Genomic DNA, 24717 nt, shown 5'->3' on the forward strand with positions numbered 1-24717 from the left:
TACTCCCCCTGGATAATTTAAAATTCGCTTCATGCTACACTGTCCTTTTTCTTGTCGCAAAGGGCTTTGTGATTTTTTGGTTATCCGATTGATGTAAAAGAGCAATAATGATTTCCATAGGCGAGCGATTTAATTCCTTTGCAATTTCTTCTACCTCGACACCTTCTTCATGCAGCTCCGTTACGACGCAAATTAAGCCTTCTGAATAAATTCTGTTATAGTCTTCTAAGCAATGTACAAGACCTTTCTTGTGTTTGTGTTTATTTAATTTTTCTCTTGCCCTTTGACTTATAGAAGGTTGATTTTTTGTCAATATTCATACCTCCTAGATCAAATCACCGTTATGATCTAAGTATTTATCTCTCCATTTTTCAAACCAACGTCTAACATCCGCTTTTCGATGTGCTTCTCTATGACACTTTATACACACAGTTGCACCATTTCTTTTCTCTCCAGTGCCACCCTGCGATTTAAAACAGATATGATGTGGGACTTTCTCTAAATAATGAGATCCACATCTAACACACCGCCATTGATCACGTTCGAATATTTCACGTTTTACCTTTGGATTAAAATCACGATTTTTCTTTGCTTTTCTTTTTCCTAGTTGCTGCTCTTTTGTGTATGGTAAAAATTCTCCCAGTTTTGTTACCATGCTGATCATCCTTACAAAACGCTAGTTAGTATTTGCTAAATATTCTTCTAAGAGTTGGTCCGTTTCTGCTTCAATTCGCTCTTTCTCATCTGCTGATATATCTATTTTGCTTAGTTGCGAGCGTTCCTGTTTTTGTTTTTCATACCAATCTGGAATAATATCCGCTTTAGTTGGTTTTCCGTACTTGTTTTGTTGTTGTCTTTTGAATTGTGCTTCCAATGCTTCTACATCATTTAAAGATTTCACATTTTTAGAAGCCCATGCTTTTAATATGGATTTGGCATATTTCCACGGTTTTTGATTTTCTTGTGCAATAGTTAATGCTTTAATAACTAATTCTTCACTAAGGTCATCAATCCATTTTAATATGTCCTCAGCAATAAAAGGCGTTAACATTCCAAAATTTTGTTCGTAGAATTTAAATGAATTTTGACTACTACCGACAGGTGATTCTTGTTCTTCTTGTTGTTGTTCTATTTCTCCTTCTTTTTCTTCTTCTTGTTGTTCTTCTTTTTCTTGTCGGCTTGACGTAGAAATATATTCCGACGTATCGTCCACGTATCGTAAAAATTCATTTTTGATAGATTCATTTTCAATATGTTGGCAAACATCCGCTAACAACGAAACATCTTTAACTTCTTTTAACTCTTTTCTGATTAAATCAAGCATCGGTTTACCAGCTTTTATTAAGTTGTACTTAGCCCAATTCAGAATGCAAATTTCTCTTGTGTCATCGTTATATTTGATAATTTGATGATTATTGATGAATCTGTCCAACAAACTATTGATAGATTCGACGGAATAACCAAGATCAAATGCCATTTGTTTTTTGGTAATCTGATATACACCTATTTGTTTCGTGTTAGGATTAGTTAATAAATATAAATAAAAGTATTTGTCTTCCGGAGTCATTTCTTCCATTACCTTTGGGTCGTTCCAAAAAGAAACATGAACTTGTCTGAATTTAGCCATTTTATATCCCTCTCTTGTTCGCTTTTTAGTTTGTGATGTATAATAGAGGTAGGGTGCGGACACACCCTACGTTTTACAATGGTCTCCATGCATTTACCCAATTTAAAGCTTCATTGAATTCTATCCGCTTTATTTCACGATAAGTAGGTGCATGGAACGCTCTTTTTAATTGACTGTGTAAATTAGCATACATTTGCTGCTTAGTCTCCAGTACTCCCTTTTGACCACTCTTCCAAAGCTTTTCCACACGTTGTTTTACAGCATGTTGTAAAGAAGTAGCTTGTCCATGGTGAAGTGTTAGTTCATTATCAAAACGAGTTTTTAAATTGGCAACATCTTCTTCGATCTCTTCAAGTTTTTCAGCTGACTCAATGGACAGTTTCATAGATGCTATCAATTTATCTTTTTCACTTAATTGTTTAGGCTTCTTGAGTTGCTCTTCCATAGTATTAAATGCTTGAATGTACTTCTCTTTATATTCCGCTGCTTTTTTTCCTGTATATCCAAAGACTAAAAACGCAAGTCCATCTCTTTTTATGAGAAATTTTTTATAAGATCTGTTGCGATCATCTAGATAATCAATCTCCGCAAAATTGAGGAGATTAAATGATTCACTACATTCCAAATTTCGAATATCTCTCATTACAAGATCATGTCTTTTACCGAATACTTCAGCTACTGTTAAACTATCCGTTACCGCTTGATCATTCTGAACGAAAACCAATTGTTTCATAGTTAGTCTCGTCTCCTTTCTTCTTGAACAGTTGTAATGCTTCTATGAATTCTTCTACTTCTGGATCAGTTAATGCAACTTCTACTTGTTTTTCACTTTCTTTATCCAACTCAGTTACTTGAATTATGGTTGTATTGTCACCATCGTCTTTTTCTATTACAAAATAATGATCTTCCGTTGCTAATTTGACTTCTTTCGTGTATTCCAATATTTACACCCCCTTCAGAGGGGATAACGGTACAACCGCTACCCATTACGATAAGATGTGAATGTTACCTGATTCGATTTCTTCTGCTAGATTTTCATATAAATAGTTTTTGATAAGCGTCATAGCCTCTCTTCTCCATGAGCCACCATCTGCTTCAAACAATGCTCCGATAGGTCCATCTCCACGTCCTTGCTTCATACGGAATATAAAATCAGACTCGGGTTGATCGACATCAATAAAGGTTCTGTATGGTGCCAGTTCTACTGGATTTGGTACAACTACCTCGCCAACAGTTGACACACCAGTTTTTGCTGTAACTGTCTGTGTAGTTCCATCATCACCATAGGTTTTTACATCTTGATCACTAATGTTTCCAACTACTTTAAGCAACGTATCTCTCATTTCACTTTCTAAGAAGCAAGACTGCAGCAAGATATTGAATGATTCCATATCATAAAAGCTTCCAAAGTTGATTTCTGGTAACAGCGCATTTGCTTCCACCCAATTTGATCTTTCTGCATCTGAATTAATAGAAGATAATAAGCGGACCTTTGTTGGATTTACGATGTGAATAAGAAAGTTTTCTTCTCCATCAAATCGAGACTTTGAGTATTCCACAAGAGCGGATAATGTTCCTACTTTAATCTCAGCTGGTTGTGGCACTTTGAGAAGTTTCACATCACCACTTACATAAATTTGACCATTTTCACTAAATGTTTCACGATTACCCAATCCTACAATGTACTGAATAGCTTCTTTTATCATTATTTAGTTCCTCCTTGTTTTTGTTTGCGATAGTCAATGACTTTTCCATCGTCTTCTTTAACATTTTCATCAGCTGGATCAAAGAAAGTTTGACCTTTTGCTCCGGATTTCAATTCCTTTCCTATTGCGGTACCATCATCATCTCTTCCAAGTAAAATAGTGGAGTCCACTTCTTTATATGGAACTAATTTAGATGAAACTTGCGCTGAGACATCCGCTGATTCACGATTTTCTTTAGCGTTGAAGGTAAAAGTGATTGTAACTTTACGTGCCTTTTTAAAGTCAGTGTTGGGATTCAATAGATTATCCATTACTTTTCGATACTCAATGTTGAATCTTTCATCTAAACTTCCATCTTGAAATTCACTTAATTTAATTTGATTCTGAGACATCAATCTCACCTCATTCACTATGTATTTGATGCTAGTCGCATCTTAGTAATCACGAATGCCAACCGAGTCAAGGCTTTTTTTATTAACATCATTCGTGACCACTAAGACAGGACTACCAAGAAGAGCCTGTCCGTGATATAATCAAGTTGAATCCATGTTCTACGGGGCTAACTTGTTGTAGCAAGTTGGTCTTTTCTTAGTTTCTTACTGTGGTAATTTAACACTCGTTCTTTTTGACATTGAGACATCATTAACCAATGCTTACATTTAACTCTCACTTTGATCTCTCCTTCAAAACCAATCTTTTCTTATCTTTAATGCTTGATCTGACATTTGACGACGTTCGATATAATTTAATCCTGCTTGTGCTGCATCAACTGCTATCTTGTCACGGTGCATTCTAACAAGTTCTCTTCTTAGTGATAGCAAATGATTAAAATGCATTTCTGATTTATTGAATTCTTCTTTATCTAAGCAGTCCATCGAAAACTTAAAATACTTGTTCATTTCCGCTCTATAAAGTAAAGATAAAGCTCTATCTTTCTTTAAAAATTGATTAGTAAATGGCATATTACTCACCTCGATCCAACTTTTGCATTTCAGCTATTTGATTAGCTTTTATTCCAAGTGCAAGATTAAACAATCCTACTGCTAACGCAAAAACCACAAAACCCATAAGGAACCATTGCATTAAAAACACCTCGCTTGGCTAACTTGCTTGTAAAGTTCCATCACTTCTGAAAAAGACTGATTAAATGCTGCAATTCTTAATGGTCCTACTAACGGAATATCATAAGCACTTTCCATATCTGTCATTAGTGCAGCCAGTCTGATTGTTTTGATTTCGTTATCTTTAACTTCCCTAATCTCCTCAAAACGTTCCTTAAATCTATCTAATGTTTCTTGATCAGGTATGATGTTATCAACTGACACTTATTTCACTTCCTTTCGTTTTCCACCTTTTTCTAGTAATCTAGTACTAGAAGGGGGTGTTTGATATTGAATATAACTCTATTAATTGCGTTTATAATTTTGCTATACTTACGTAAACCAGTGATTACGATTTGGAAAAACTCAAAAATTAATTATTTAATAGGTCTTTATAATTCTTATCAAAATTCAAAGAATCGTGAAGATAAACTAAAAGCATTTGAATTAATTGCTAAGAATCGACCATTGAGCAATGATTTAATTGGAGGAATGTATTACACCTCTCCGTCTTATAAGGATTTTGAAAATGAACAAACAATTCACCACGCATTTATAAGACTCCATGAAGTTTTTGACCAAAACTTATATATGGCTAAAAAATATCTCAATCCTAAATACTTCATTAAAGATTTATTTTTTATACCAGCAAACGTCTTTAGTTTTTTGGTTAACCATGAGTTGAAGAAATTTTCTTCATTCTTGTTTAGTTTCTTCACATGGCTAGCTACCGTTTTAATTTCTGCTTATGCCCAAGAAATACGAGCAATTATTGATGGATTATTTCAGATATTAAAATAGGTAAATCATTATCATGAAAAATTCTAAAATAAGAAATAGCACAATTATTTTAAGTCCACGCAACACATTATCTAGTTTTTTGTCCAAAATGTTATACATCATTTCTAATACATTTGCATTTACGTTTCTTTCTTCCTCACTTGATGCACTAACATCATGTGGGGTTTCTTTTTTTGTGTGCCCCAACTCATTCACCCCCAAGTCCCATTCGCATAATACTTCCACCAGTTACCATTTGCATAATGTACTTCAAAACAAGCTTCTTCTTCACTTTCACAACATCCACTAATGTATGCAGCCGCTGGTATTTTGTTAGAAATTTGCTTCAAACTCCTTTTATTTAATGCCTAACCATTCGTCTATGGCATCTAGGTTAAAAATCAATATTCTTGGTGATGGTCTTTGGTGCGGTATTTTTCCTTGTCTAAGTAACGAGAAAATGGTTGATTCGCTGATAGGAGCCCCAACCGATTCTAAATAATTAGATAATGCTTTGGCTCCTCTTACGTGTCTCATCACATTTCACCCCTTTTCAAATGATATTTACACCATTTGTGTCCTTATAGGACACTTCATCAGTAAAAAAAATAGCTATAGGGACATCATACAACTTTGATAACTTATAGATTTCATCAGCATAAAAACGAACCTTTCCGTTTTCTTTTCTTCTGTATTGAGTTAGTGAAATTCCTAAGTGTTCAGCTACTTCTTCTTGATTTAAACCGTTTGAAACTCTTAGCCCTTTTGGAGTTATTTTAACGTTCATGCCGCTTCACCTCTCTTCGTGTCTTAATAGGACACTTTTAATATACACCCCTTATTGGAATAAGTCAACACTATAAAGATACTTTTTTGGTGATTATCGTTGAAAAAGTGTCCTAAAAGGTATATAATTAGTTAGCAGACAGGAGGTGACTTATTTTATGGATAATTTTTATAAGAAACTAGGTGGCAGAATTAATTTTTATAGAAAGTCTTCTGGTGAAACATTAGAGCAACTAGGCGAAAAAATTGGAGTTGGGAAATCCACAATTAGAAAGTATGAAAAGGGAATGATAAAAGTTTCCCATGATAGATTAGAACAAATAGCTAAAGCATTAGATGTAGATGTTTCATTATTATATGGAGAAGAAATTTCAAATGATGTTGTGGATGTTCCATTATACGGTAGTATTTCTTGCGGTAATGGGTCTGTAATTTTTGAAGAAAAGGAGAGTTATGTTACTTCTCCTAAAGATTGGGTAGATAAGGGATTGTATTTTTATCTAACTGCACAAGGAGACAGTATGATTGGAGCAAAAATACACGAAGGTGACCTTTTGCTTATTCAACGAACAGAAGAAGTCGAAAACGGAGAAATTGCTGCTGTAGTTGTTGAAAACGAATGTGTATTAAAAAGAGTATATAGAGATAATGGGTCCTTCACTTTAATTAGTGAGAACCCTAATTATAAACCAATTCACTTTAACCCTAACACAGATAAGAACATTCGTATCATAGGAAAATTAAAAAAAGCTATTACACAATTTTAAATTACTTAGCGCTAACTAATTTAATAGGCAGGCTGATCCCCTGCCTTCTTTTTATAGGGAGTGATTATATGGCAAGCTATGAAGACCTAGGCTTTGGAAAGTTTAAAATCTATGTAGAACTAGGATATGATGAGCGAGGTAAACGAAACAGAAGAACAAAAACCATAACTGCAACTAGCCAACGAGATCTTAATAAAAAGATACGTGATTTTGAAATCAAATGTTTTAATGAGAAAGATGAACCGATTGATAAGATTACCTTTTCTAGTTTTGTAGAAAAGTGGATAAAAAATCATGTAGAGCCAAACCTGACTCTAACCAGTAAAGAAACATATGCATATTTATTAAATGAATGTGGTGTATTGGATCACTTTGGTAATATGAAATTGAAAGATATTAAGAAATTCCACATTGTGGAGTATCTAGCAAATGAACAAGCCAATCATAAACCGTCTATCCCTAATAAATACTTGTTGTTAAAAAGCATATTTGCCAGAGCTCTAGAATGGGACGTCATACACCTTAATCCTACTGCTGGCATTAAAGAACCGAAACGAGAAAAGAAAAAGGTTGATTACTACAATGAAGAGGAATTGAACCATTTATTTAAGGTATTAGATGACTGCTACCCTAAGCATCGCATTATGATTAAATTAGCTGCTATCGGAGGTTTGAGACGTGGAGAAATACTAGGAATACGAGAAGAATCACTTGATTTTGAAAACAATACGATTTATATTGACAAACAATTACGCTACGACAAAAAGAAAAAGAAATTTTACCTAGCTCCTGTAAAAAATAAAAAGCCGCGTACCGTTTATTTTCCAAAGGAATTTATGGAAGAGCTCAAAAAATATCATGTGGAGTTTAAAGCAAGGCGTATGCAAGTGGGTAATTTGTGGAGAAGTATTCATGACGATAATGATAACATGATCAATTTACTATTAGTTAGAGAAGATGGCTATCCTACACATCTAAACACCATGCGGAATGAATGGGATAAAATTATAAAACGATACGAGTTAAAACATATCTCATTTCATCAATTACGCCACTCTTGTGCGTCCTTAATGGTTAAGAAGGGAGTTAACTTTAAAGTGATTCAGGAAAGACTAGGACATGCCAATATCGGAATTACACTTGATCTATACTCGCACCTCGAAGAAGATCAGCACAAAGAAAGTACAAACGTGTTTGAACATTTATTTTGACTTTGGTCACTTTTCGGTCACTTACCTCTTTCCAAGTCGTATAAATGTTGATATACCAACACTTATAAAGCATAGGTGCACAATGGAAGCATTTAAACTTCCTATGAATATCGTTTGCCGATGAATAACTTGATTCTTCGTGTTAAGGAAGATGGAAACAAAATGTTCCTGTTTCAGACTGCTCATTTCTTCCATGAGATAATTTGCACCGTCTTCCGGACTTCTGATTACATATTTCTCCTTTTCTTTGAATTGTTGAATTCTTTTACCAAATTCAACGGCAGCAAGGATATTAACACCTTTCACCTGACCAATACCTTTAATTTCGGTTAGTTCTTCAACAGTAACGTCTTTTAACATTCTTAAACCTTCAAAATGCTGTAACACTTTTTCCGCTAATTGGTGTACATTTTCCTTCTGTGTGCCTGAACCTAATAAAATCGCCAATAACTCCTGGTTGGATAAATGATCTGGCCCATGCTCCAACAGGCGTTCTCTGGGACGGTCTTCTTTGGGTACTTCTTTCATTTTGATGGTTGTCATCTCCAATGTAAATTCCTCCTCTATTACAATATCTTTTATTTTAACGAGAAGAAATAACATCAGCAAATAGCCATTTTGTGATTTTCTAGCACTAAAAATAACAAGTTTTGCAATTTTCTTTATAAGAAAAAAGCAAAACTTGCTACCTAAAAAGTATGAAAAATCATTTTTACTCATTCGCTAAATTTTCGTATTGATTTAATATTTTTAATAATATCACTTGGCTGGATTGTTCATCTTCTGTTGTTTTTATCGACTCGATCTCCGTGCTTAAAGTCTGTACCTCTTCAGAAATACTGGAGGGTTCGTCAGCCAACCATTGATCAATCGCGGCCTGATCAATATTATCTTCTATCATTTGGTCCAAAATTCCTTCCAGATCTGTTAGCCAAACTTGTTCTTCCTCAGAAAGTGAGATAGAACTTGAATTGATATGCCAATCCTTACCACCATACAATTCATAACTACTTGGAAAAGCACTGGCTGTAAATTGCTTTGATGCTTCATGAGTTGATTTTATACTGACAAACACATGATAATTTTCATCACGAGGCCAAACCATACTCTCTATTTGATCTCTTTTTAGCTCTTGAACTAATTGATTAGCCGCATCTTCATTTGAATAAACACCTGCTTGAGCAACAAAGAAATCAAAGGCTTTGCTTTGAAAGGCTTCTTGTGCTTGGACATTGGCTGTATCATTTTCCTCCTCATCTGATTGATCACTTGTTGCAGTAACTGCTTGGCCATTGGAAGTATTTTGATCAAACGCCACTTCTTCCGGGTCTAAATCGACAAACATTTTTAGCATCAGAAACCCTAGAAATGATCCTATTACTATAGCTGTAATAGCAGAAAGAAGAAATGATTTATATTTTGACCAAAAGGATGGTTTTTGGGAACGATTAAATGCATTCGTATCTGGTGTATATTTACGTTTAAAAACCTGATCCTCGTCCATGACCGGGTGATGATTTTCTCTGATGTAATCTTCTAAAGTAGATTGATTAGTAGACTTACGATCAGATGAATCCGTTTTATTCTGGTTGATTTGGACTGAAATTTGCTTTTTATTATCCACGGTATAATCCCTCGTTTCAAATCCTTTTCTATTACCCTATCACATCTATTTTGAGATGTAAGACGACTTTTGTCAGTACTATCAAAAAAGCGTTCATCAAAATGTGACAGATAGCAAGAAAAATTGAGGAAATACATTCAGTTTATATATTTTAATCAAAATTCGAAAACAGGAATAAACTGCTACATAGTGAAAATTCTAAATAGCTACCTTCCAGTCTTATTAATGATGGATATATATTTATAAAGAATAATTCCCGAATACGCTCATTCATTAATATGTGTAACAAATTGCTGAAAAGGCTCATATGTTGGTCTGATCCTTCTACTTGATACATAAGACGGTGCAGTCTATTATTCGCTTCGAATGACTTTTCTGCCAATAACTTTCGTATCATATTAAACTTCGATCATTGTTAGCGTTCTACTTTGACTACCAAAACAAATTCATATAAGCGCCAATAAGATTATCACCGAACAAAAAGGTTATGATAGCACCTGATACAATCGCCGGGCCGAAAGCTACTTCTTGTTTTTCTTTACATCCTCTTTTAAAAAGGATCACGCTGCTCGATAATAAACCGATTAATATTGCCATAAAAAAAGCAAGTAGTATGTTTGGAAACCCTAATAATAATCCTAGTAACCCAAACAATTTCATATCTCCAGCACCCATCCCACCTCTACTAAGAATTATAATTAGTGCGATAATACCGTACCCAGCTATAGCACCAGTAATACCGGACCACCATGGTTCAAGAGGCTGGCATATTCGAAACAAAATAAAGACAGGCAAAAAAAATAGTAGAATTTTATTGGGGATTATCATAAAACGAAGGTCTGTTACTAATATAATCGAGAATAAGCTGATTAAACTGAAGGTAATCCATAAGTCTAATGTTATTCCCAAATGCAAATAACTTAATAGGAAACTAAGCCCTGTGATCAATTCAACAGTTGGATAGAGATAAGATATCGATTGTTGGCACTGGCGGCATTTTCCTCTTTGTATTAAAAAAGAAAGAACAGGTATTAACTCATACCATTTTAATGTGTGGTTACATGCCGGGCATACAGATCGTGATGAGGATAAAAACGTATGTTGTGGAATTCTAAGACCAACTACATTATAAAAAGAGCCTAATACTAAACCAAAAACAAAACATAACCCACTATAATATATATCCATGATTCTTAACTCCTCTTTTAAAAGGGGTTTGTTAATACAAAACTGGAATATTTTGGTTGTACATTAAATTCCATTATTCAAACTAATAAATCTAGTGTTTTACAGTTGCTGAAAATCCACTATTTCATACTAAATCGCTTTTTGAGCAATATAATTAACCATCGTTAATGTTTTTGGATTCAATATTGTACTTTCAATCATATATAATTAGGTCTAAAAAACCAAAATCGATAAGGGTGACAACATAATCGACAAAAGCATTTCGATTATTGTAAAATATTTCACTTTCGAATTTTAAGTGATATCCATCTATCATCTATCTTCCTTCCTTCACTTGTCATCTTGTCATCTTGTCATCTTGTCATCTTGTCATCTTGTCATAACTATTATACTTGTTTAATTAATAAAGAACAACGCTTTTTTTATAACGAACTGTATATTTTTATTACTTTTGAACTAATCTCTTTGCACTTTCGACAAAATGAAGTGAACCTGTAATCACTATCAAGTCATTTAGATTACTAGAAACTAATAGTTTATCCAGTGCTTGTTTAGCATCCTCTATATAGAAGATATGATTGGGGATTTCACTTTCTGATAATGCTCTTGGATGATTGAAAGTAGTTACGACAATCTCGTCCGTGAGCTTCGATAGTTCCATAATCATCATGGCAATCTCTTTATCACGAAAGGCACTGAATAAGACTTTGACACGACCTTCTATATTTTCTTCCTGAATCGTTTCTACTAACTTGTGAACACTTTGGACATTGTGTGCACCATCAGCAATAATCATTGGATTCTCTTTAATAATTTCCATACGGTTAGCTAGTTTTGCTCGATACAACGCTTTTTTCATCGCTATCGCATCGATTGTAAATCCTTTATCTTGCAATAAATCCAAGGCTTGTATAGCTAACGATGCATTCATTATTTGGTGACGTCCTTTCATTGATAGATCAATAACATAAGACTTGGAACCATTATTCCAGCGGAAAAGGTTCCTATCTATTTCCTCTGTCCAAAACTCTTTGCCATATAGATATAAGGGCGCACTTTGTTTACGAGCTTCTTCTTTCACGACTTGTAAAGCTTCATCGACTAAATCACCAGATATAACTGGTACCTTTTCCTTGATAATTCCAGCTTTATGAGCTGCAATATCTTTTAGTGTATTACCTAAAAAGCTTGTATGATCAAATGCAATTGTTGTAATAATGGTTAGAAGCGGCTCGACTCGATTGGTTACGTCCTCCCGCCCCCCCATAGCAGTTTCGATCACAGCAATATCGATATTATCTTGGAGAAATAAAAATGTAATAACCATTAATATCTCGTATTCAGATGGGGCTAGGTTTTGATGATCCATTTCTTCAATTATTGGTAAAAGAGGATGAAGTATATCGATAAATTCCTGTGTTGTAATAGATTGATTATTAATCGCGATATGGTCCAGAATACTAGGGAGACCTGGTGACTGAAATGTACCTACAGTGTATCCACTCTCCATTAACACTTCTTTTAAATAGGTCAACGTAGAACCTTTCCCATTCGTACCGGCAATATGGATAGTTGGTATCGACTTTTGCGGATGATTGACTTGTTCTAATAAATAATCTAATCGTTCTAATCCAGGCTTTATACCTAACGTTCGTCTTGATGCAAAAAAATGTTCCAAATCCCGTACAGATTCCATCATAAAATCCACACCCTTTATATTATTTAACCAAAGTAGAGCAAAACTGAGAACTAATATTTATTGAGCGGACATTCAGTGCGTTATTTGACGAGATAACACCCATTTTTCGATGTTGGCGGACATTGAATCCCTTATTCGGTTCTTTTAAGTGAAAATTAGCTTTATTTTCGATGAATAGCGGCATAGATGTCCGAGAACAGCCTGAAAACGCCACTTTTGTCACAAATAGCGGAACAAACGTCCGCCCTGAACCTAGTCTAATCAGTTATTCTAATTCAAATCCATGTTTACGTTATTTCGCTGTTTATGTATTTTATTTGCTTGTGGTTGTGAAAAAGAGGCTGCCAATGACAGCCTCTGCTTAGGTTATTTCTGTAATTCTTGAATTCTCGCTTGTACTTTTTCTCTCTTTTCCATGTAATCCTTTTGTTTTTCTTTTTCCGCTTCTACTACATTTGCAGGAGCTTTACTAACAAATCCTTCATTCGCCAATTTTTTATCGACACGCTCTACTTCTTTATTTAATTTGTCAAATTCCCCGTGTAGACGTGTTAACTCTTTATCGATATCGATTAATCCTTCTAAAGGCAAGAAGATTTCTGCACCGGTAACAACAGCAGACATTGCTTTGTCTGGCACACCAACTTTTGTATCAATCGTCAGTTCACTTGGGTTACAGAAACGATCTAGATAAATTCGATTCGCTTCTAATTGTTTCTTCACCTCTTCATCGCTAGCTTGAACGATGATAGGAATTTCTTTCGACATTGGTGTATCCACTTCTGCACGAATATTACGTACAGAACGAATAATTGCTACTAGTTGTTTCATCACATTTGATGCTTCTTCGTTAGATAAACTGTTATCTACAGTTGGCCATGCTGCACCTACGATTGATTCACCTTCGTGTGGCAACTGCTGCCAAATTTCTTCTGTCACAAATGGCATAAACGGATGAAGCATGCGCATTGTACTGTCTAACACATAGGCCAAGATCGAACGTGTTGTTAATTTTTCTTGCTCATCTTCTCCGTAAAGCGGTAATTTAGCCATTTCAATATACCAGTCGCAGAAGTCATCCCAGATAAAGTTATACAGGTAACGTCCTGCTTCTCCAAAATCGTACTTATCAACTTGACGTGTTACTTGATCAATCGTTTCGTTCAGTCTTGTTAGAATCCATTCATCTGCTACAGACTTTTTACCGGATAAGTCGATTTCATCGTATGTTAAACCATCCATGTTCATTAAGGCAAAACGAGATGCGTTCCATATTTTATTAACAAAATTCCATGTCGATTCTACTTTTTCCCAATGGAAGCGTAAATCTTGACCAGGACTTGATCCAGTTGCCAAGAAATAACGTAAGGAGTCTGCACCGTACTTATTGATCACTTCCATTGGATCCACACCATTGCCAAGTGATTTACTCATTTTACGTCCTTCTGCATCACGTACTAATCCATGAATCAATACATCTTTAAATGGACGCTCATCATTAAATTCAATCGATTGGAAAATCATGCGTGATACCCAGAAAAAGATAATATCATAGCCTGTTACCAATACATTAGTCGGGAAGAAATGCTTAAACTCCTCATCCTCTGTATCTGGCCAGTTAAGTGTAGAGAACGGCCACAAAGCTGATGAAAACCAAGTGTCCAATACATCTTGATCTTGTTCCCAGTTTTCAATATCTTCAGGTGCTTCTTTACCTACATACATTTCACCTGATTCTTTATGGTACCAGGCAGGTATACGGTGTCCCCACCATAATTGACGGGAAATACACCAATCACGGATATTTTCCATCCACCTGAGATAGGTTTTTTCGAAACGGTCCGGTACAAAATGTACTTTCTCATCATCAGAAGCTTTTTGAATTTCAATTGCAGCATCCGCTAATGGCTGCATGTTTACGAACCATTGTGTTGATAAATATGGCTCAACAACAGCACCGCTTCGTTCAGAGTGACCTACTGAATGCATATGTTCTTCAATTTTGAAAAGGACACCTAGGTCTTGAAGGTCTTTCACAATTGCTTTTCGGCATTCAAAGCGGTCCATCCCTTGATATTTGTCTGCATTTTCATTCATTGTACCGTCTTCGTTCATAACAAGTACACGTTCGAGGTTATGGCGGTTACCAATTTCAAAGTCATTTGGATCGTGGGCAGGTGTTATTTTGACAGCACCTGAACCAAATTCCATATCAACATAATCATCTGCCACGATATCAATTTCACGACCGACAATTGGAAGCTTTACTTTTTTACCGATCAAATCTTGATATCTTTCATCATCTGGGTGAACGGCTACTGCTGTATCACCAAGCATTGTTTCTGGTCTTGTTGTAGCTACTTCAATATATCCTGATCCATCCGCTAATGGATACTTCATATGATAGAAGTGACCTTGAACGTCTTTATAAATTACTTCGATATCTGAAAGGGCTGTTTTAGTAGCAGGGTCCCAATTAATAATGTACTCTCCGCGATAGATAAGTCCTTTCTTGTACAATGATACAAATACTTCATTTACCGCATCTGATAATCCTTCGTCTAACGTAAAACGTTCGCGAGAATAGTCAAGACCAAGTCCCAATTTTGCCCATTGTTCACGGATAAAGCCAGCGTATTCTTCTTTCCAGTCCCATGCTTTTTCGAGAAACTTCTCTCTTCCCAAATCATACCGAGATATGCCTTCCTCACGTAATTTTCCTTCTACTTTTGCTTGGGTTGCGATACCCGCATGATCCATCCCTGGTAAGTATAGAACGTCATAGCCTTGCATTCGTTTAATTCTTGTAATGATATCCTGTAGAGTCGTATCCCAAGCGTGCCCGATGTGTAGTTTACCGGTTACGTTCGGTGGCGGGATCACGATGGTAAAGGGTTCTTTGTCTTTGCTTCGTTCAGCTTCAAAGTACTTTCCTTCTACCCATTTATTATAACGACCTTTTTCTACTGCGGTTGGATCGTACTTTGGCGGTAAATTTACTTCGTGTTGTTGTTCTGGCATTATATTTCCTCCTTTTATTAAGGTATTTATTTCTAGAGTAATACAGAAAAACTTGGTTTATCGCCAAGTACTAGCGAAAGCCTTAGTTTTCTAATACTATCAACAATAAATTTTTATACTTTCTAATCGTATAAAAAAATCCTTTACGGCCTTGTAATAAAGGACGAAAAGGATCGGGTTTCCGCGGTGCCACCTTAATTTATAAGTAATATACTTATACGCTTAGCAGAAGATAACGGATTTCACCGGCTTTTACCTACTTGTTATGTTCAGTAAAGCTGCATCAGAGGCTACCTTCCTTCACCTTTTTTCGAGAAAACCTTTCAGCCTATGGGTTTTCCTCTCTTGCGAACAGTGTGAAGTACTCCTCCTCATCATCGCATCTGATGGTTTATTTATTATATGCTATTTTATCTAAAAGGAAACAAAGAAGTCAAGTTTAATCATAAATTCAATTGTGCATGTTTATTAAAAAATGTTTTATATCCAAAATATAAGAATAAAATCACAGATAATGAAACACTGCCAGTGATCCCGAGCATAATGGCGATTTGATATTTGATCGCATCCATCGGACCTGCCCCCGATAAAATAACACCGGTCATCATCCCTGGTAAAAAAACAATCCCCATCCCAACCATACTGTTGATCGTTGGTAAAATAGCTGAATCAAACGCATGATTAACAATACCCTGTGATGCTTTACTTGGTGGCGCTCCTAGCATCAGTGCAGCTTCCACTTCTTTCTTGCGTGAGGTAAAGCCTTCTAGTAATGCACTAACTCCCAGTGTAATACCAGTCATAGAGTTTCCAATTAACATTCCTGCGATTGGTATGAAATAGCGAGGATCATACCAAGGTGAAAATTGAACAACAATAAAATCAAAATAGAGAAAGGCAAATAATGTACCAGAAACCATCGAAAAAGCAATAATTTTCTTTAAATCTCTGCTTAATGTTTGTTTCGTACGTTTGTAAATATTATAAACAGCAAAAATTTCCATGATAATAATGACAATAACCGAGTAAATCATTTTTTCATTTTCAAAAATAAACATAAGAACATAACCGACTAATACGAGTTGTATCGTCATTCTTAGTGTGGCAATAATAATCTCTTTCTCCCGCGGAATTTTACGCCAGCGGACGATCGCTAATAAAATTACAATAAAAATATAAGCGGTAACTAGTTGCCAGATAGTAATCTCAAGCATTTCATTCACGAAAGTGCACCCTCTTCCGTTAGAATGTCGTTCATATATATAATTTCATCGCTATATTTTTCAGCGACTTCCTTTGAATGAGTAACCATTATTGCCGTTTTACCCGCGTCACGAACTTTCTTTGTAAATAAGTCCATAATTGCTATTTCCGTATTTTCGTCGAGTGCTGAAGTAGGTTCGTCCATCAAATATACTTCAGCATTCATCAGTAGTACACGTCCAAATGCTAACCTTTGTTGCTCACCACCCGATAATTTATCAGCTTCTTCATCTAAATCTTTTGTTAAATGTAATTCTCTTAATAAATCGATTAGCACCTGATCTTCCACATCTTTTTCGCCTGAAAATTGCAATCCTATTAACAGGTTATGACGAACTGTTCCCTCAAATACAACAGGGTCCTGTCCAAGCATTACCACTTCTTTTCTTAATGAAACAGGATCCAGATCTGCAATCGATTCTCCTTTATATGTGATTTTTCCTTGATCAGGAGTAAGCATACTGTTAAACATTTTTAATAAAGTAGATTTACCACTCCCACTTTCGCCAAACAAACAATATATTTTGTCTGATTCGATCTCTAATTTGCTCACGTTTATGATATCTTTAAAAACCAATTGATTGATCGAAAACATGATGTGTCCCCTCCAAATACTTGGTCAATTATTATATTTACAATAAGTGTAAAAAGAGCAGACACACGATTGTATCTGCTCTCATTCTTTAGCGAAAGTCTCGCTTATCTTCCATTCTTCTAGAAACAAAAACATAAGCAATGGTCGCGACTACTGTTAATAATGTATAAAATAATGTATTTTTCATACGACTTCCTCCTCTTTTATAAGTTCTACTAAAATGGACGGAATTTACCTTTTTTCAGTACGAGCATTGGTCCACCTAATAAGAACAGATAACGGTCATCAATAACATTTTTCATCACTTTTGCCTGCATACCATATAATTTATTCCCATCAAATACAGTACCCATTGCATCACTTCCACCTAACGATGCAACCGTTCCTTTATCATCGAATGTAAACTCCTGTAAGGTACCACCATAAATCATAGTTTTAATATTATGTGCACAAACATCCGCTTCTTGAATGGCAATCTGTGCAGTCGGTGGGTATGGTTTGCCAGTTTCGTTATTCATCACCCAAGCACAATCACCTAAAATAAAGACTTCATCGTGACCTGGAGCACGTAATGTTGGATCCACATTGACTTTACCCTTTGTTAATTCAAAACCAGATTCTCCAACAATACGGTTAGCTTGTACACCACCAGTCCAAACAATGGTGCCTGCTTTGATTTCCTCTTCATCTTCACCAACAATAACAGAATCTGCTTTCACTTCTTTAATCATGGTACCAAGCTTAAATTCAATACCGCGATATTCAAGGGATTCTTTTGCATAGCTCAATAATTCTTCATCAAAGCCAGGTAAAACCGTTGGCATTGCTTCGACATCAATAATCTTCACGTCTTGACGTGGGATATCATATTTCTTACATAATAGTGGAATTCGTTCTGCTAATTCACCCAAAAATTCAATACCGGTGAAACCAGCACCACCTACTACGATCGTTAGCATACTTGGATCTGGAGTTTTTTCATTACGATATCGTGCAAATTGATATTCGATGTGATCTCGAATCATACGACTCTTGTCAACACTTTGAATCGAAAAAGCATGCTCTTCCATACCAGGGATACCAAACGTAGCTTTTTCAAAACCTAATCCAATAACTAAATAATCATAATTTATTTCACTGTTTTCTAATTGAACTGTCTTGGCTTCTTTATTAATTTTTACAACTGTATCATGTACAAAATTCACGCGACGAGTATTAATAACATCTGAAATCATGATTCGAGAGCGATTTACATCGATTGTGCCAGCAGCCACTTCATGCAACCACGTTGTTTGATAATGATAATTGTGTTTGTTGACTAATGTAATATCGACTTCTTCTGGCGCAAATTGCTGAGTTAATCGCTTTGTTGTCATCATCCCTGCATAGCCTGCACCAAGCACAACTATTTTAGGTTTATTTCCTATCATCGAATCCTTCCCTTCTTGTTATAGATCCATTCTAAACTAAGATAGTTTTCACTTTTTTAACGATTTGTATGTATCTTATCAATCGCTGTCAGTATATCAAAATTGCCATTCCTCGTCTACTGACCTCTCTCAACCAAAGTTGCAAGGTTCTAATATGATATGAACGTAACAAAGTATTCGAAAGACCATAATAAAAAACCCTATATTATGAGGAGACCTAATTAAATGAGACAGAGGAAAAAGCACCCCCAGAGTCGTATATAAAAATTAACGACTTTTAGGAGGTGCTTTTCTCATGGGGGAAAAGAAAAATGTTTATTCTGAAGAAGTGAAACGTAGAGTCATTGAAATGAAGTTGTCTAAAAAATATACAAATAAACAGATTATGAAAAAGTTTGGAATCCGTAGCGTAAGTCAAATTAAAAGATGGATGAAATGGTTTCGAGATGGAGAAGAACATCGGTTGTCACAACCCATCGGTAAACAATATTCCTTTGGAAAAGGGCCTGAAGAACTAAACGAAGTAGATCAGTTAAAAAGGCAAATCAGACATCTAGAAATCCAAAATGAAATCTTAAAAAAAGTACCAGGAAATCGAAAGGAGTTGGTACCAGAGATAGTTATAGAACTAGTAGAGTCGTTAAAGGAAGTTTATACTGTATCGATGATTTGTGATTGTATCAGAGTTCCTAGGTCCACTTACTATCGTTGGGCTCAAAAGTCGTGGGAGCCAACAGAACTAGAACAACTTATTATTGATATTTGTAAATCCCTACATTACAGAGTAGGACACCGAATGGTTAAAAAGTTACTTAAAGAGGAACACAACATTTCTGTGAACAGACTTACTGCACAAAGGATCATGCAAAAATATAAAATCCAATGTCGGGTAAAACCAAAGAGAAAATCGAACATCGCCGGTGAAAGTAAATGCGTCGTTCCTAATTTATTGGAACAAAATTTCAAGGCAGATAGACCAAATCAAAAGTGGGTTACTGATATTACTTACTTGCCTTTTGGGGAATCAATGATGTATTTATCAACCATTATGGATTTGTATAATAACGAAATTGTCGCTTATCGAGTGAGTCATAACCAAGAAGAAGAATTAGTGCTAGAAACACTGAAAGCAGCTTGTAATGGACGTGAAACAAAGGGATTAATTCTTCATAGTGATCAAGGGGCTCAATACACATCCTACGCTTTTCAAGAATTAGCTGAAGAAAAAGGCATTATCACAAGCATGTCCCGGAAAGGTAATTGCTTTGATAATGCCGTCATTGAATCCTTCCACTCCACCATAAAGTCGGAAGAATTCTACACACATCAAAAGATGCGTCTTACAAATTCCATTGTACTAGAAAAAGTGGAATTGTACATGTATTATTACAACTATATACGACCATTTTCAAAATTAAACTGCCTTTCTCCTGTTCAATTCAGGGCAAAGGCAGCCTAGGTGCTTTCTTGTCTCATATTACTAGGTCAGTTCATTAGGTAGGGTTTTATTATTAGTTGTGTTGCACGGTGGACCTGCATGTACTTTTTTTTAGGAATTCTCGTACTTCTTCTAGTGTGTACCCATTCTCTTTCGCTTTTGCAATCAAGTAAATCCATTCATAATCCACGTTTATTTTTGTAGCCATAAACGTATTCCCCTCCTAAAATACACTCGATTGTATTTCAGGCAGCTCAGCCATCCGAAAAAGTATGTATTATACGGATCTGTAACTTTGCGTCCCTATTTTTCAATAGGTTTGCCTTTTTCTGATCATTTCTGTCCAAAACACAATTGCAAAAACAGGATATTAATACTTTATAATTCTTTATGTTTACTTTCTTATCATACCATCCCGGTCATTACACTACCATTACATTCTACCTATCATAGCTGGATTCAAAGCCAAGTTGTTTCAACAGCTCCCTGTATCGCAGTTCTTTTTGTTTCTCACTTTTTAGCTGATACCAACCTACGAGAAACTTTGCCATATCAGCCCAAACACGTTCTACTTGATAATAAAGTTGTTGAAAATAATCTTCATAAAAACCTGGAAACAAATTATCTGATGCCATTTTTTAAGCATTCTTCAAATACCTCAACTTTTTTTCTTTCATCCGACAATTTCAAACCATACTCAAGTTTATGTTTATATATTAAATAATCAGTATTTATAGTGCCACATGCTCTCTTTCCGTAATAAGTATGGGTTCGTCTTGATTTAATAGAACTGGCTCTAGTATCTTCTTTAAATGATGTAAAGAGACCCTGAGTTGATTCTTAGCATTAGTTAAGGGTAAATTAGGCCAAAAAACGTCACAAAGCTCATCCCTTGTTACAGATGTTACAGATTTTTGTAGAATTAGATAGGTGAAAATCACTTTTGCTTTTCTTTTGCCCCAACCATGAACAACAGGGTGACCATTAACAAAGACTTCAAAGCGGGTCAGCATACGAATGGTAATTTGATTCACAAGTCTTTCCATTCGTTCCATCCGCGCTGCTAACTCATTCTGCATTTCATAGTTTAACTCAGTTAAATAATTGTATTTCTTATTACTATTATCAACAATTTTTTGCTGAATGAGAAGAATTTGATAATTCTTTTCTAATAAAGGTAAAATAGGGTTCCATGAATGGAGATCCAATCCTAACCCATGAATCAAAACAAGTACGTTTTTCTTGTTTGATACATTTGAATCAAGCCATTTATAATGAATTATACTCCCTTCAATATCAAGATACGCAATATGTACCACCCCCTATCAAAGACACTACCGCTGTTAGATAGTTCAATAATACCTATCATCTTGTATATATTCGATATTTACCCATCATATTCCTGCATAATCATTTTACTTTTAAGAAAGTTGGACTAGGTATTTCTTCTGAGATATACATTTCATTAAGTGAATCTTTTGTACCTTACTGCAAAATTGCGTTAATTAATTTTAAAATTATTCCAAATAGGGTACACTTCTATTTTTACTGCATAAACTAAACTATATAATGTTTATTTTATCATGAATGAGGTGATTTTTTGTCTCGTTATTATCGCTACCGCTTACCGCCTTGGGCTCGAGATTGGATATTAATCTGTGAACGATGCACTCTCCCAATCGTCATTTTCCAAGGGATTCGAACATTATTTATACCAACAACTTTCGATGTGTTATTATTAGGAATCTTAATTGGTATTCTTATTGCCTTTCAATTAGAATGGATATAATACTTTCTAATAAGTCTCTTCAAATTGCTCTGATTTTAATGTTTTATAAATAACTTCCTGGAGCTGAAATCCAAATAATAACCTACGATATTCCCGCTCAATCTTGATGGAGCTATTTACTTTATTTTTATTTCTCGATGGTTGCATACTTGAAAATACTTCTTGAATCCAATTAGATGGCGAAAGTAATTGGAGAGCTAACAAAGATTTTTCATAATCCGATAAATCAATATAACGACAATAGATGGAAAAGGAATCGGTAACTTTTCCCATATCACAGTCATGAAATTGAAATAAATATTGATAATAAGATGCTAAGTCATAAGTTGGAGAAGTCATAAAAGCATCTTCCCAATTCAAAAAATACGTGTTAGTTTGTGTGATCACATAATGGGAAGGTCTTATATTCCCGTGACATAAGGTATACTTCATCTCCTCGGTTTCATCCAATACATCTAAATAAATTTCTTGCCACCTTTCTAGTTGATTGAATGTTTGTTCTATATCGCGATAATACATGCAAACTTGTAGTTCAAAAGGAGACATAAAGCGCTTCGCTTCAAAATAACGAACGCATTTCAACATCTGATCACGATAAGTAGATATCTCTTGCTGAAATTGTTGCTCTATTGTAGTTTTATTTTGTTTCATTGGTGCAATCTGATGATAATCCATCGTGGAAGCATGAAGACGACCGATAGCATGTATGGCAGTTGCATACTCATCAATTGGTTGATCCGTATAATCTTGTTCCACCCACGGCATCAAATAATAAATATGTTCTTGATCCTGTACAAAAAGTTGGTTATTTTTAGCATAATAAATGGGTACAAATCCTAGTATCTGCCTTTGTTGGATATATTGTTGAATCGCTTGCCATCTTCCTAAATCATCAGGATGTAATCTTGATTTTTTTAAAGCATACTGTTGAGAGTTTGCTTTTATTTTAAATACTCTTTCTGTCACTTGCTCGATTTCCTCCGGTTGTAATTGATATTCTTCTATTATTTTAGAACATTCCATTTGTTTTCCTCCTTTCAAATATGAAACAAAAAATCCCTTGACTGGCACCAAGGGATTAAATCTTTAATCATCTGAGGTTATTGGAATATATATTAATTGACCTGCCGATACATCATCTTCTTCAAGTCGATTCGTTCTCATAATTTGTCTAGGGGATACTTGATAACGCTCAGCAATTGTTTGCATTTGATCATCAGGCTGCACAATATATAATTTTAGACGAGTATAGCTAGCACTATCTTCCTCCGCAAAAATATTCAATAAATAGGATGTGTCATTTGTCCGCTCTTCTCTTGCCTGGACATGTAGTTTTTCTTCTTGTTTGTCCTCTTCTTCGCTTTCCAATACATCATCTTCTTCGGACTCTCTCACTAACTCTTCTTCCTGTTCATCTATGCTATCATTGTCTTCAACTGTTTCTTTGTCACTTCGCATACTACTTATGGCTACAACTTTTTCGTCTTCTGGTTGATCTGCTAGCTCTTCTTCAACTTTTATATGAAATGTATCCTCCGTATCTTCTAATTGTTCCTCATCCATGCGATTTTCTCCAAAGGATGGTAGAGTATTTTCTTCTTGAATTTCTGTTTCAACTTCCGTTTCTTCAATTCCTTGAATGGCCAGCGTTGCTTCTATGGCCATTTCATTAGTAGACTCTAATGAATAGTCGAAATGATCTACTTCAATAGAGACATCGTCTAATGAAGGGATTCTATCCATCGGGATTGATACATCAATAAGGAATTTATGGAAAAATTCGTTAACCTCATCAGATAATGATTCTACTCGTTCCACATAGGTGGCGTCTGTTTGTCGCTCTTCACTTTCATCAGGAGGATCGTTTCTAATATACTCTCCTTTCAGTTCCATTACTCCTCTGATGGAAAGTGTGTTACCAATCTCCTCCATTGAAATTACCGGCTCTAATCCAATGCCCAGCATTTCTTGGATTTGCTGATCCTTATCAAAAGCTATTGCTTCATGAATATTAAAAGTAAAGGCTTCTTGCAAAGCACTTCCCCCTTTCTTTTGCTTAGCTAAGGCGTACTAGCATCTCAATAAACTATATGTAGGTGATCAGGGAAATATGCTTCTTGATCAGTATTATTCAGCTTGTTTATTTTCTTGTATTAGGATGTGGTATAAAGACTCATATATTTCTATTTTTAGTTACAAACATATTCGACTAGCTCTAGCTTTACATAAAAATTCTAATTGTGGAGTGGTGTTCTATAGCGATTTTGTGTAGCCTGTTGTTTTTTGTTAAAATAACATAAAAATAATTAATATTTATGGGAGCTAAAAATGAAAAAGTGTATACTGTTAGTCTTGATCACTATTTCAATTGGTTGTTCAGAAGAAAGAGCATATTCTGATAAACCTGATTTCATTGGGGTTGTTCTGGCTTTTGAAGATAGTAACTTATTACAAATGACTATTAAATCAGGAAATATTAAGCAATATGGTTACGATGATGAAATTGTCATTTCAGTTGAGAACATGGAAGAAATAGAAAACCTTGAAAAAGGTGAGGAAATTAAAGTATGGATAGACGGTCAGTTATCAGATAATCAACCTCCTCAAGGAAAATTAGGAAAATACGAAACAACTGAATAATGTTTTTAAGAAAAATCGAGAAAGCCCGACCGGTCCTTTTAGCAGACAAAGAT

At 35.1% G+C, this 24717-nt stretch carries 31 protein-coding genes, 1 pseudogene, 1 riboswitch and 1 other annotated feature; of the genes and pseudogenes, 6 read left to right on the forward strand and 26 right to left on the reverse strand.

From position 1 onward, the window contains the following. Positions 1–34 precede the first annotated feature (34 nt). From GI584_RS14395 to GI584_RS14435, 9 genes are all read right to left on the reverse strand, one after another. Positions 35–313: a hypothetical protein gene (locus tag GI584_RS14395; RefSeq protein WP_153791636.1), complete on the reverse strand. Its 279-nt coding sequence runs from the start codon at positions 311–313 to the stop codon at positions 35–37. Positions 314–325: 12 nt separating this feature from the next. Beyond that, on the reverse strand, positions 326–655 hold the full coding sequence (locus GI584_RS14400; protein ID WP_153791637.1) for an HNH endonuclease: 330 nt from the start codon (positions 653–655) through the stop codon (positions 326–328). 21 nt (positions 656–676) lie between these two features. Continuing rightward, a complete protein-coding gene (locus GI584_RS14405; protein ID WP_153791638.1) occupies positions 677–1627 on the reverse strand; it encodes a DnaD domain-containing protein in 951 nt (316 codons plus the stop codon). A gap of 73 nt (positions 1628–1700) precedes the next feature. After that, positions 1701–2360 carry a Rha family transcriptional regulator gene (locus tag GI584_RS14410; protein WP_153791639.1) on the reverse strand — a complete coding sequence of 220 codons (660 nt, stop codon included), beginning with the start codon at positions 2358–2360 and terminating at the stop codon, positions 1701–1703. Continuing rightward, positions 2332–2568 (reverse strand): hypothetical protein, encoded by a 237-nt coding sequence (locus GI584_RS14415; protein WP_153791640.1) that lies wholly within the window; start codon positions 2566–2568, stop codon positions 2332–2334. The genes GI584_RS14410 and GI584_RS14415 overlap by 29 nt, the downstream gene beginning before the upstream one ends. 45 nt (positions 2569–2613) lie before the next feature. Beyond that, positions 2614–3333, reverse strand: coding sequence for a hypothetical protein (locus tag GI584_RS14420; protein WP_153791641.1), 720 nt, complete (start codon positions 3331–3333; stop codon positions 2614–2616). Then, a complete protein-coding gene (locus tag GI584_RS14425) occupies positions 3333–3725 on the reverse strand; it encodes a replication terminator protein (protein WP_153791642.1) in 393 nt (130 codons plus the stop codon). The genes GI584_RS14420 and GI584_RS14425 overlap by 1 nt, the downstream gene beginning before the upstream one ends. A 291-nt stretch (positions 3726–4016) precedes the next feature. After that, positions 4017–4295, reverse strand: a complete 279-nt coding sequence (locus tag GI584_RS14430; protein WP_194842000.1) for a hypothetical protein — start codon at positions 4293–4295, stop codon at positions 4017–4019. A gap of 120 nt (positions 4296–4415) precedes the next feature. Next, positions 4416–4658, reverse strand: a complete 243-nt coding sequence (locus GI584_RS14435; protein WP_153791644.1) for a hypothetical protein — start codon at positions 4656–4658, stop codon at positions 4416–4418. 66 nt (positions 4659–4724) lie between these two features. Between GI584_RS14435 and GI584_RS14440 the strand changes: the two genes are divergently transcribed. Beyond that, complete coding sequence (locus GI584_RS14440; protein WP_153791645.1) at positions 4725–5234, forward strand: hypothetical protein; 510 nt, start codon at positions 4725–4727, stop codon at positions 5232–5234. On the opposite strand, the gene GI584_RS14445 is transcribed toward GI584_RS14440, so the two are convergent. The 4 genes from GI584_RS14445 to GI584_RS14460 are packed head-to-tail and all read right to left on the reverse strand — an operon-like array spanning position 5226 to position 6000. Continuing rightward, positions 5226–5420 carry a hypothetical protein gene (locus GI584_RS14445; protein ID WP_153791646.1) on the reverse strand — a complete coding sequence of 65 codons (195 nt, stop codon included), beginning with the start codon at positions 5418–5420 and terminating at the stop codon, positions 5226–5228. The two genes, GI584_RS14440 and GI584_RS14445, sit on opposite strands and share 9 nt — an antisense overlap. Before the next feature lie 5 nt (positions 5421–5425). Next, complete coding sequence (locus GI584_RS14450; RefSeq protein ID WP_153791647.1) at positions 5426–5563, reverse strand: hypothetical protein; 138 nt, start codon at positions 5561–5563, stop codon at positions 5426–5428. Positions 5564–5570: 7 nt separating this feature from the next. After that, positions 5571–5750, reverse strand: coding sequence for a helix-turn-helix transcriptional regulator (locus GI584_RS14455; RefSeq protein ID WP_153791648.1), 180 nt, complete (start codon positions 5748–5750; stop codon positions 5571–5573). A 16-nt stretch (positions 5751–5766) separates the two neighbouring features. Continuing rightward, positions 5767–6000, reverse strand: a complete 234-nt coding sequence (locus tag GI584_RS14460) for a helix-turn-helix domain-containing protein (protein ID WP_153791649.1) — start codon at positions 5998–6000, stop codon at positions 5767–5769. A gap of 157 nt (positions 6001–6157) precedes the next feature. Here GI584_RS14460 and GI584_RS14465 point away from each other — a divergent pair, with 157 nt between their 5' ends. Together GI584_RS14465 and GI584_RS14470 are read left to right on the forward strand one after the other, a co-directional pair. Next, a complete protein-coding gene (locus tag GI584_RS14465) occupies positions 6158–6766 on the forward strand; it encodes a LexA family protein (protein ID WP_153791650.1) in 609 nt (202 codons plus the stop codon). Positions 6767–6834: 68 nt separating this feature from the next. Then, the gene (locus GI584_RS14470; protein WP_153791651.1) at positions 6835–7977 is read left to right on the forward strand and encodes a tyrosine-type recombinase/integrase; all 1143 of its coding nucleotides are present in this window, start codon (positions 6835–6837) and stop codon (positions 7975–7977) included. Positions 7978–8052: 75 nt separating this feature from the next. Here the strand turns inward: GI584_RS14470 and radC are convergent. The 8 genes and pseudogenes from radC to GI584_RS14520 form a co-directional block, all read right to left on the reverse strand. Next, a pseudogene (gene radC / locus GI584_RS14475) lies at positions 8053–8520 on the reverse strand (RadC family protein); the annotation flags it as partial. Between the two features lie 169 nt (positions 8521–8689). Further along, positions 8690–9601, reverse strand: coding sequence for a hypothetical protein (locus GI584_RS14480; RefSeq protein ID WP_100360040.1), 912 nt, complete (start codon positions 9599–9601; stop codon positions 8690–8692). Between the two features lie 432 nt (positions 9602–10033). Next, positions 10034–10789, reverse strand: coding sequence for a prepilin peptidase (locus GI584_RS14490; protein WP_153791654.1), 756 nt, complete (start codon positions 10787–10789; stop codon positions 10034–10036). Positions 10790–11234: 445 nt separating this feature from the next. After that, positions 11235–12488, reverse strand: a complete 1254-nt coding sequence (locus tag GI584_RS14495; RefSeq protein ID WP_153791655.1) for a bifunctional folylpolyglutamate synthase/dihydrofolate synthase — start codon at positions 12486–12488, stop codon at positions 11235–11237. Between the two features lie 366 nt (positions 12489–12854). Then, a complete protein-coding gene (locus GI584_RS14505; protein WP_100360037.1) occupies positions 12855–15509 on the reverse strand; it encodes a valine--tRNA ligase in 2655 nt (884 codons plus the stop codon). 156 nt (positions 15510–15665) lie between these two features. Further along, positions 15666–15896, reverse strand: a binding site (T-box leader). A gap of 56 nt (positions 15897–15952) precedes the next feature. Further along, positions 15953–16732 (reverse strand): ABC transporter permease, encoded by a 780-nt coding sequence (locus GI584_RS14510; protein ID WP_100360036.1) that lies wholly within the window; start codon positions 16730–16732, stop codon positions 15953–15955. Then, positions 16729–17367 carry an ABC transporter ATP-binding protein gene (locus GI584_RS14515; RefSeq protein ID WP_153791657.1) on the reverse strand — a complete coding sequence of 213 codons (639 nt, stop codon included), beginning with the start codon at positions 17365–17367 and terminating at the stop codon, positions 16729–16731. The genes GI584_RS14510 and GI584_RS14515 overlap by 4 nt, the downstream gene beginning before the upstream one ends. A 215-nt stretch (positions 17368–17582) precedes the next feature. After that, positions 17583–18797 carry an NAD(P)/FAD-dependent oxidoreductase gene (locus tag GI584_RS14520; RefSeq protein ID WP_153791658.1) on the reverse strand — a complete coding sequence of 405 codons (1215 nt, stop codon included), beginning with the start codon at positions 18795–18797 and terminating at the stop codon, positions 17583–17585. Positions 18798–19092: 295 nt separating this feature from the next. Here GI584_RS14520 and GI584_RS14525 point away from each other — a divergent pair, with 295 nt between their 5' ends. After that, entirely contained in the window at positions 19093–20256 is a 1164-nt protein-coding gene (locus GI584_RS14525; RefSeq protein WP_153791659.1) for an IS3 family transposase, read from the forward strand. 52 nt (positions 20257–20308) lie between these two features. Here GI584_RS14525 and GI584_RS14530 read toward each other — a convergent pair whose 3' ends face one another. The 3 genes from GI584_RS14530 to GI584_RS14540 form a co-directional block, all read right to left on the reverse strand. Then, complete coding sequence (locus GI584_RS14530; RefSeq protein ID WP_153791660.1) at positions 20309–20443, reverse strand: anti-repressor SinI family protein; 135 nt, start codon at positions 20441–20443, stop codon at positions 20309–20311. Between the two features lie 37 nt (positions 20444–20480). Beyond that, a riboswitch (cyclic di-GMP riboswitch) is annotated at positions 20481–20569 on the reverse strand. 106 nt (positions 20570–20675) lie between these two features. Further along, positions 20676–20870 carry a hypothetical protein gene (locus GI584_RS14535; RefSeq protein WP_100360033.1) on the reverse strand — a complete coding sequence of 65 codons (195 nt, stop codon included), beginning with the start codon at positions 20868–20870 and terminating at the stop codon, positions 20676–20678. A 96-nt stretch (positions 20871–20966) separates the two neighbouring features. After that, entirely contained in the window at positions 20967–21554 is a 588-nt protein-coding gene (locus GI584_RS14540; protein ID WP_153791661.1) for an alpha/beta hydrolase, read from the reverse strand. A gap of 281 nt (positions 21555–21835) precedes the next feature. On the opposite strand from GI584_RS14540, the gene GI584_RS14545 reads away from it, so the two are divergent. Beyond that, entirely contained in the window at positions 21836–22024 is a 189-nt protein-coding gene (locus GI584_RS14545) for a hypothetical protein (protein ID WP_100360031.1), read from the forward strand. Between the two features lie 6 nt (positions 22025–22030). Here GI584_RS14545 and GI584_RS14550 read toward each other — a convergent pair whose 3' ends face one another. Both GI584_RS14550 and spoVID read right to left on the reverse strand, forming a co-directional pair. Beyond that, positions 22031–23047, reverse strand: coding sequence for a phosphotransferase (locus tag GI584_RS14550; RefSeq protein ID WP_153791662.1), 1017 nt, complete (start codon positions 23045–23047; stop codon positions 22031–22033). A gap of 63 nt (positions 23048–23110) precedes the next feature. Beyond that, complete coding sequence (gene spoVID, locus GI584_RS14555; RefSeq protein WP_153791663.1) at positions 23111–24058, reverse strand: stage VI sporulation protein D; 948 nt, start codon at positions 24056–24058, stop codon at positions 23111–23113. A gap of 294 nt (positions 24059–24352) precedes the next feature. On the opposite strand from spoVID, the gene GI584_RS14560 reads away from it, so the two are divergent. Further along, positions 24353–24664, forward strand: a complete 312-nt coding sequence (locus tag GI584_RS14560; RefSeq protein ID WP_100360028.1) for a DUF3221 domain-containing protein — start codon at positions 24353–24355, stop codon at positions 24662–24664. Positions 24665–24717: the final 53 nt, after the last annotated feature.

The organism is Gracilibacillus salitolerans (assembly GCF_009650095.1).
Classification (GTDB): Bacteria; Bacillota; Bacilli; order Bacillales; family Amphibacillaceae; genus Gracilibacillus; species Gracilibacillus salitolerans.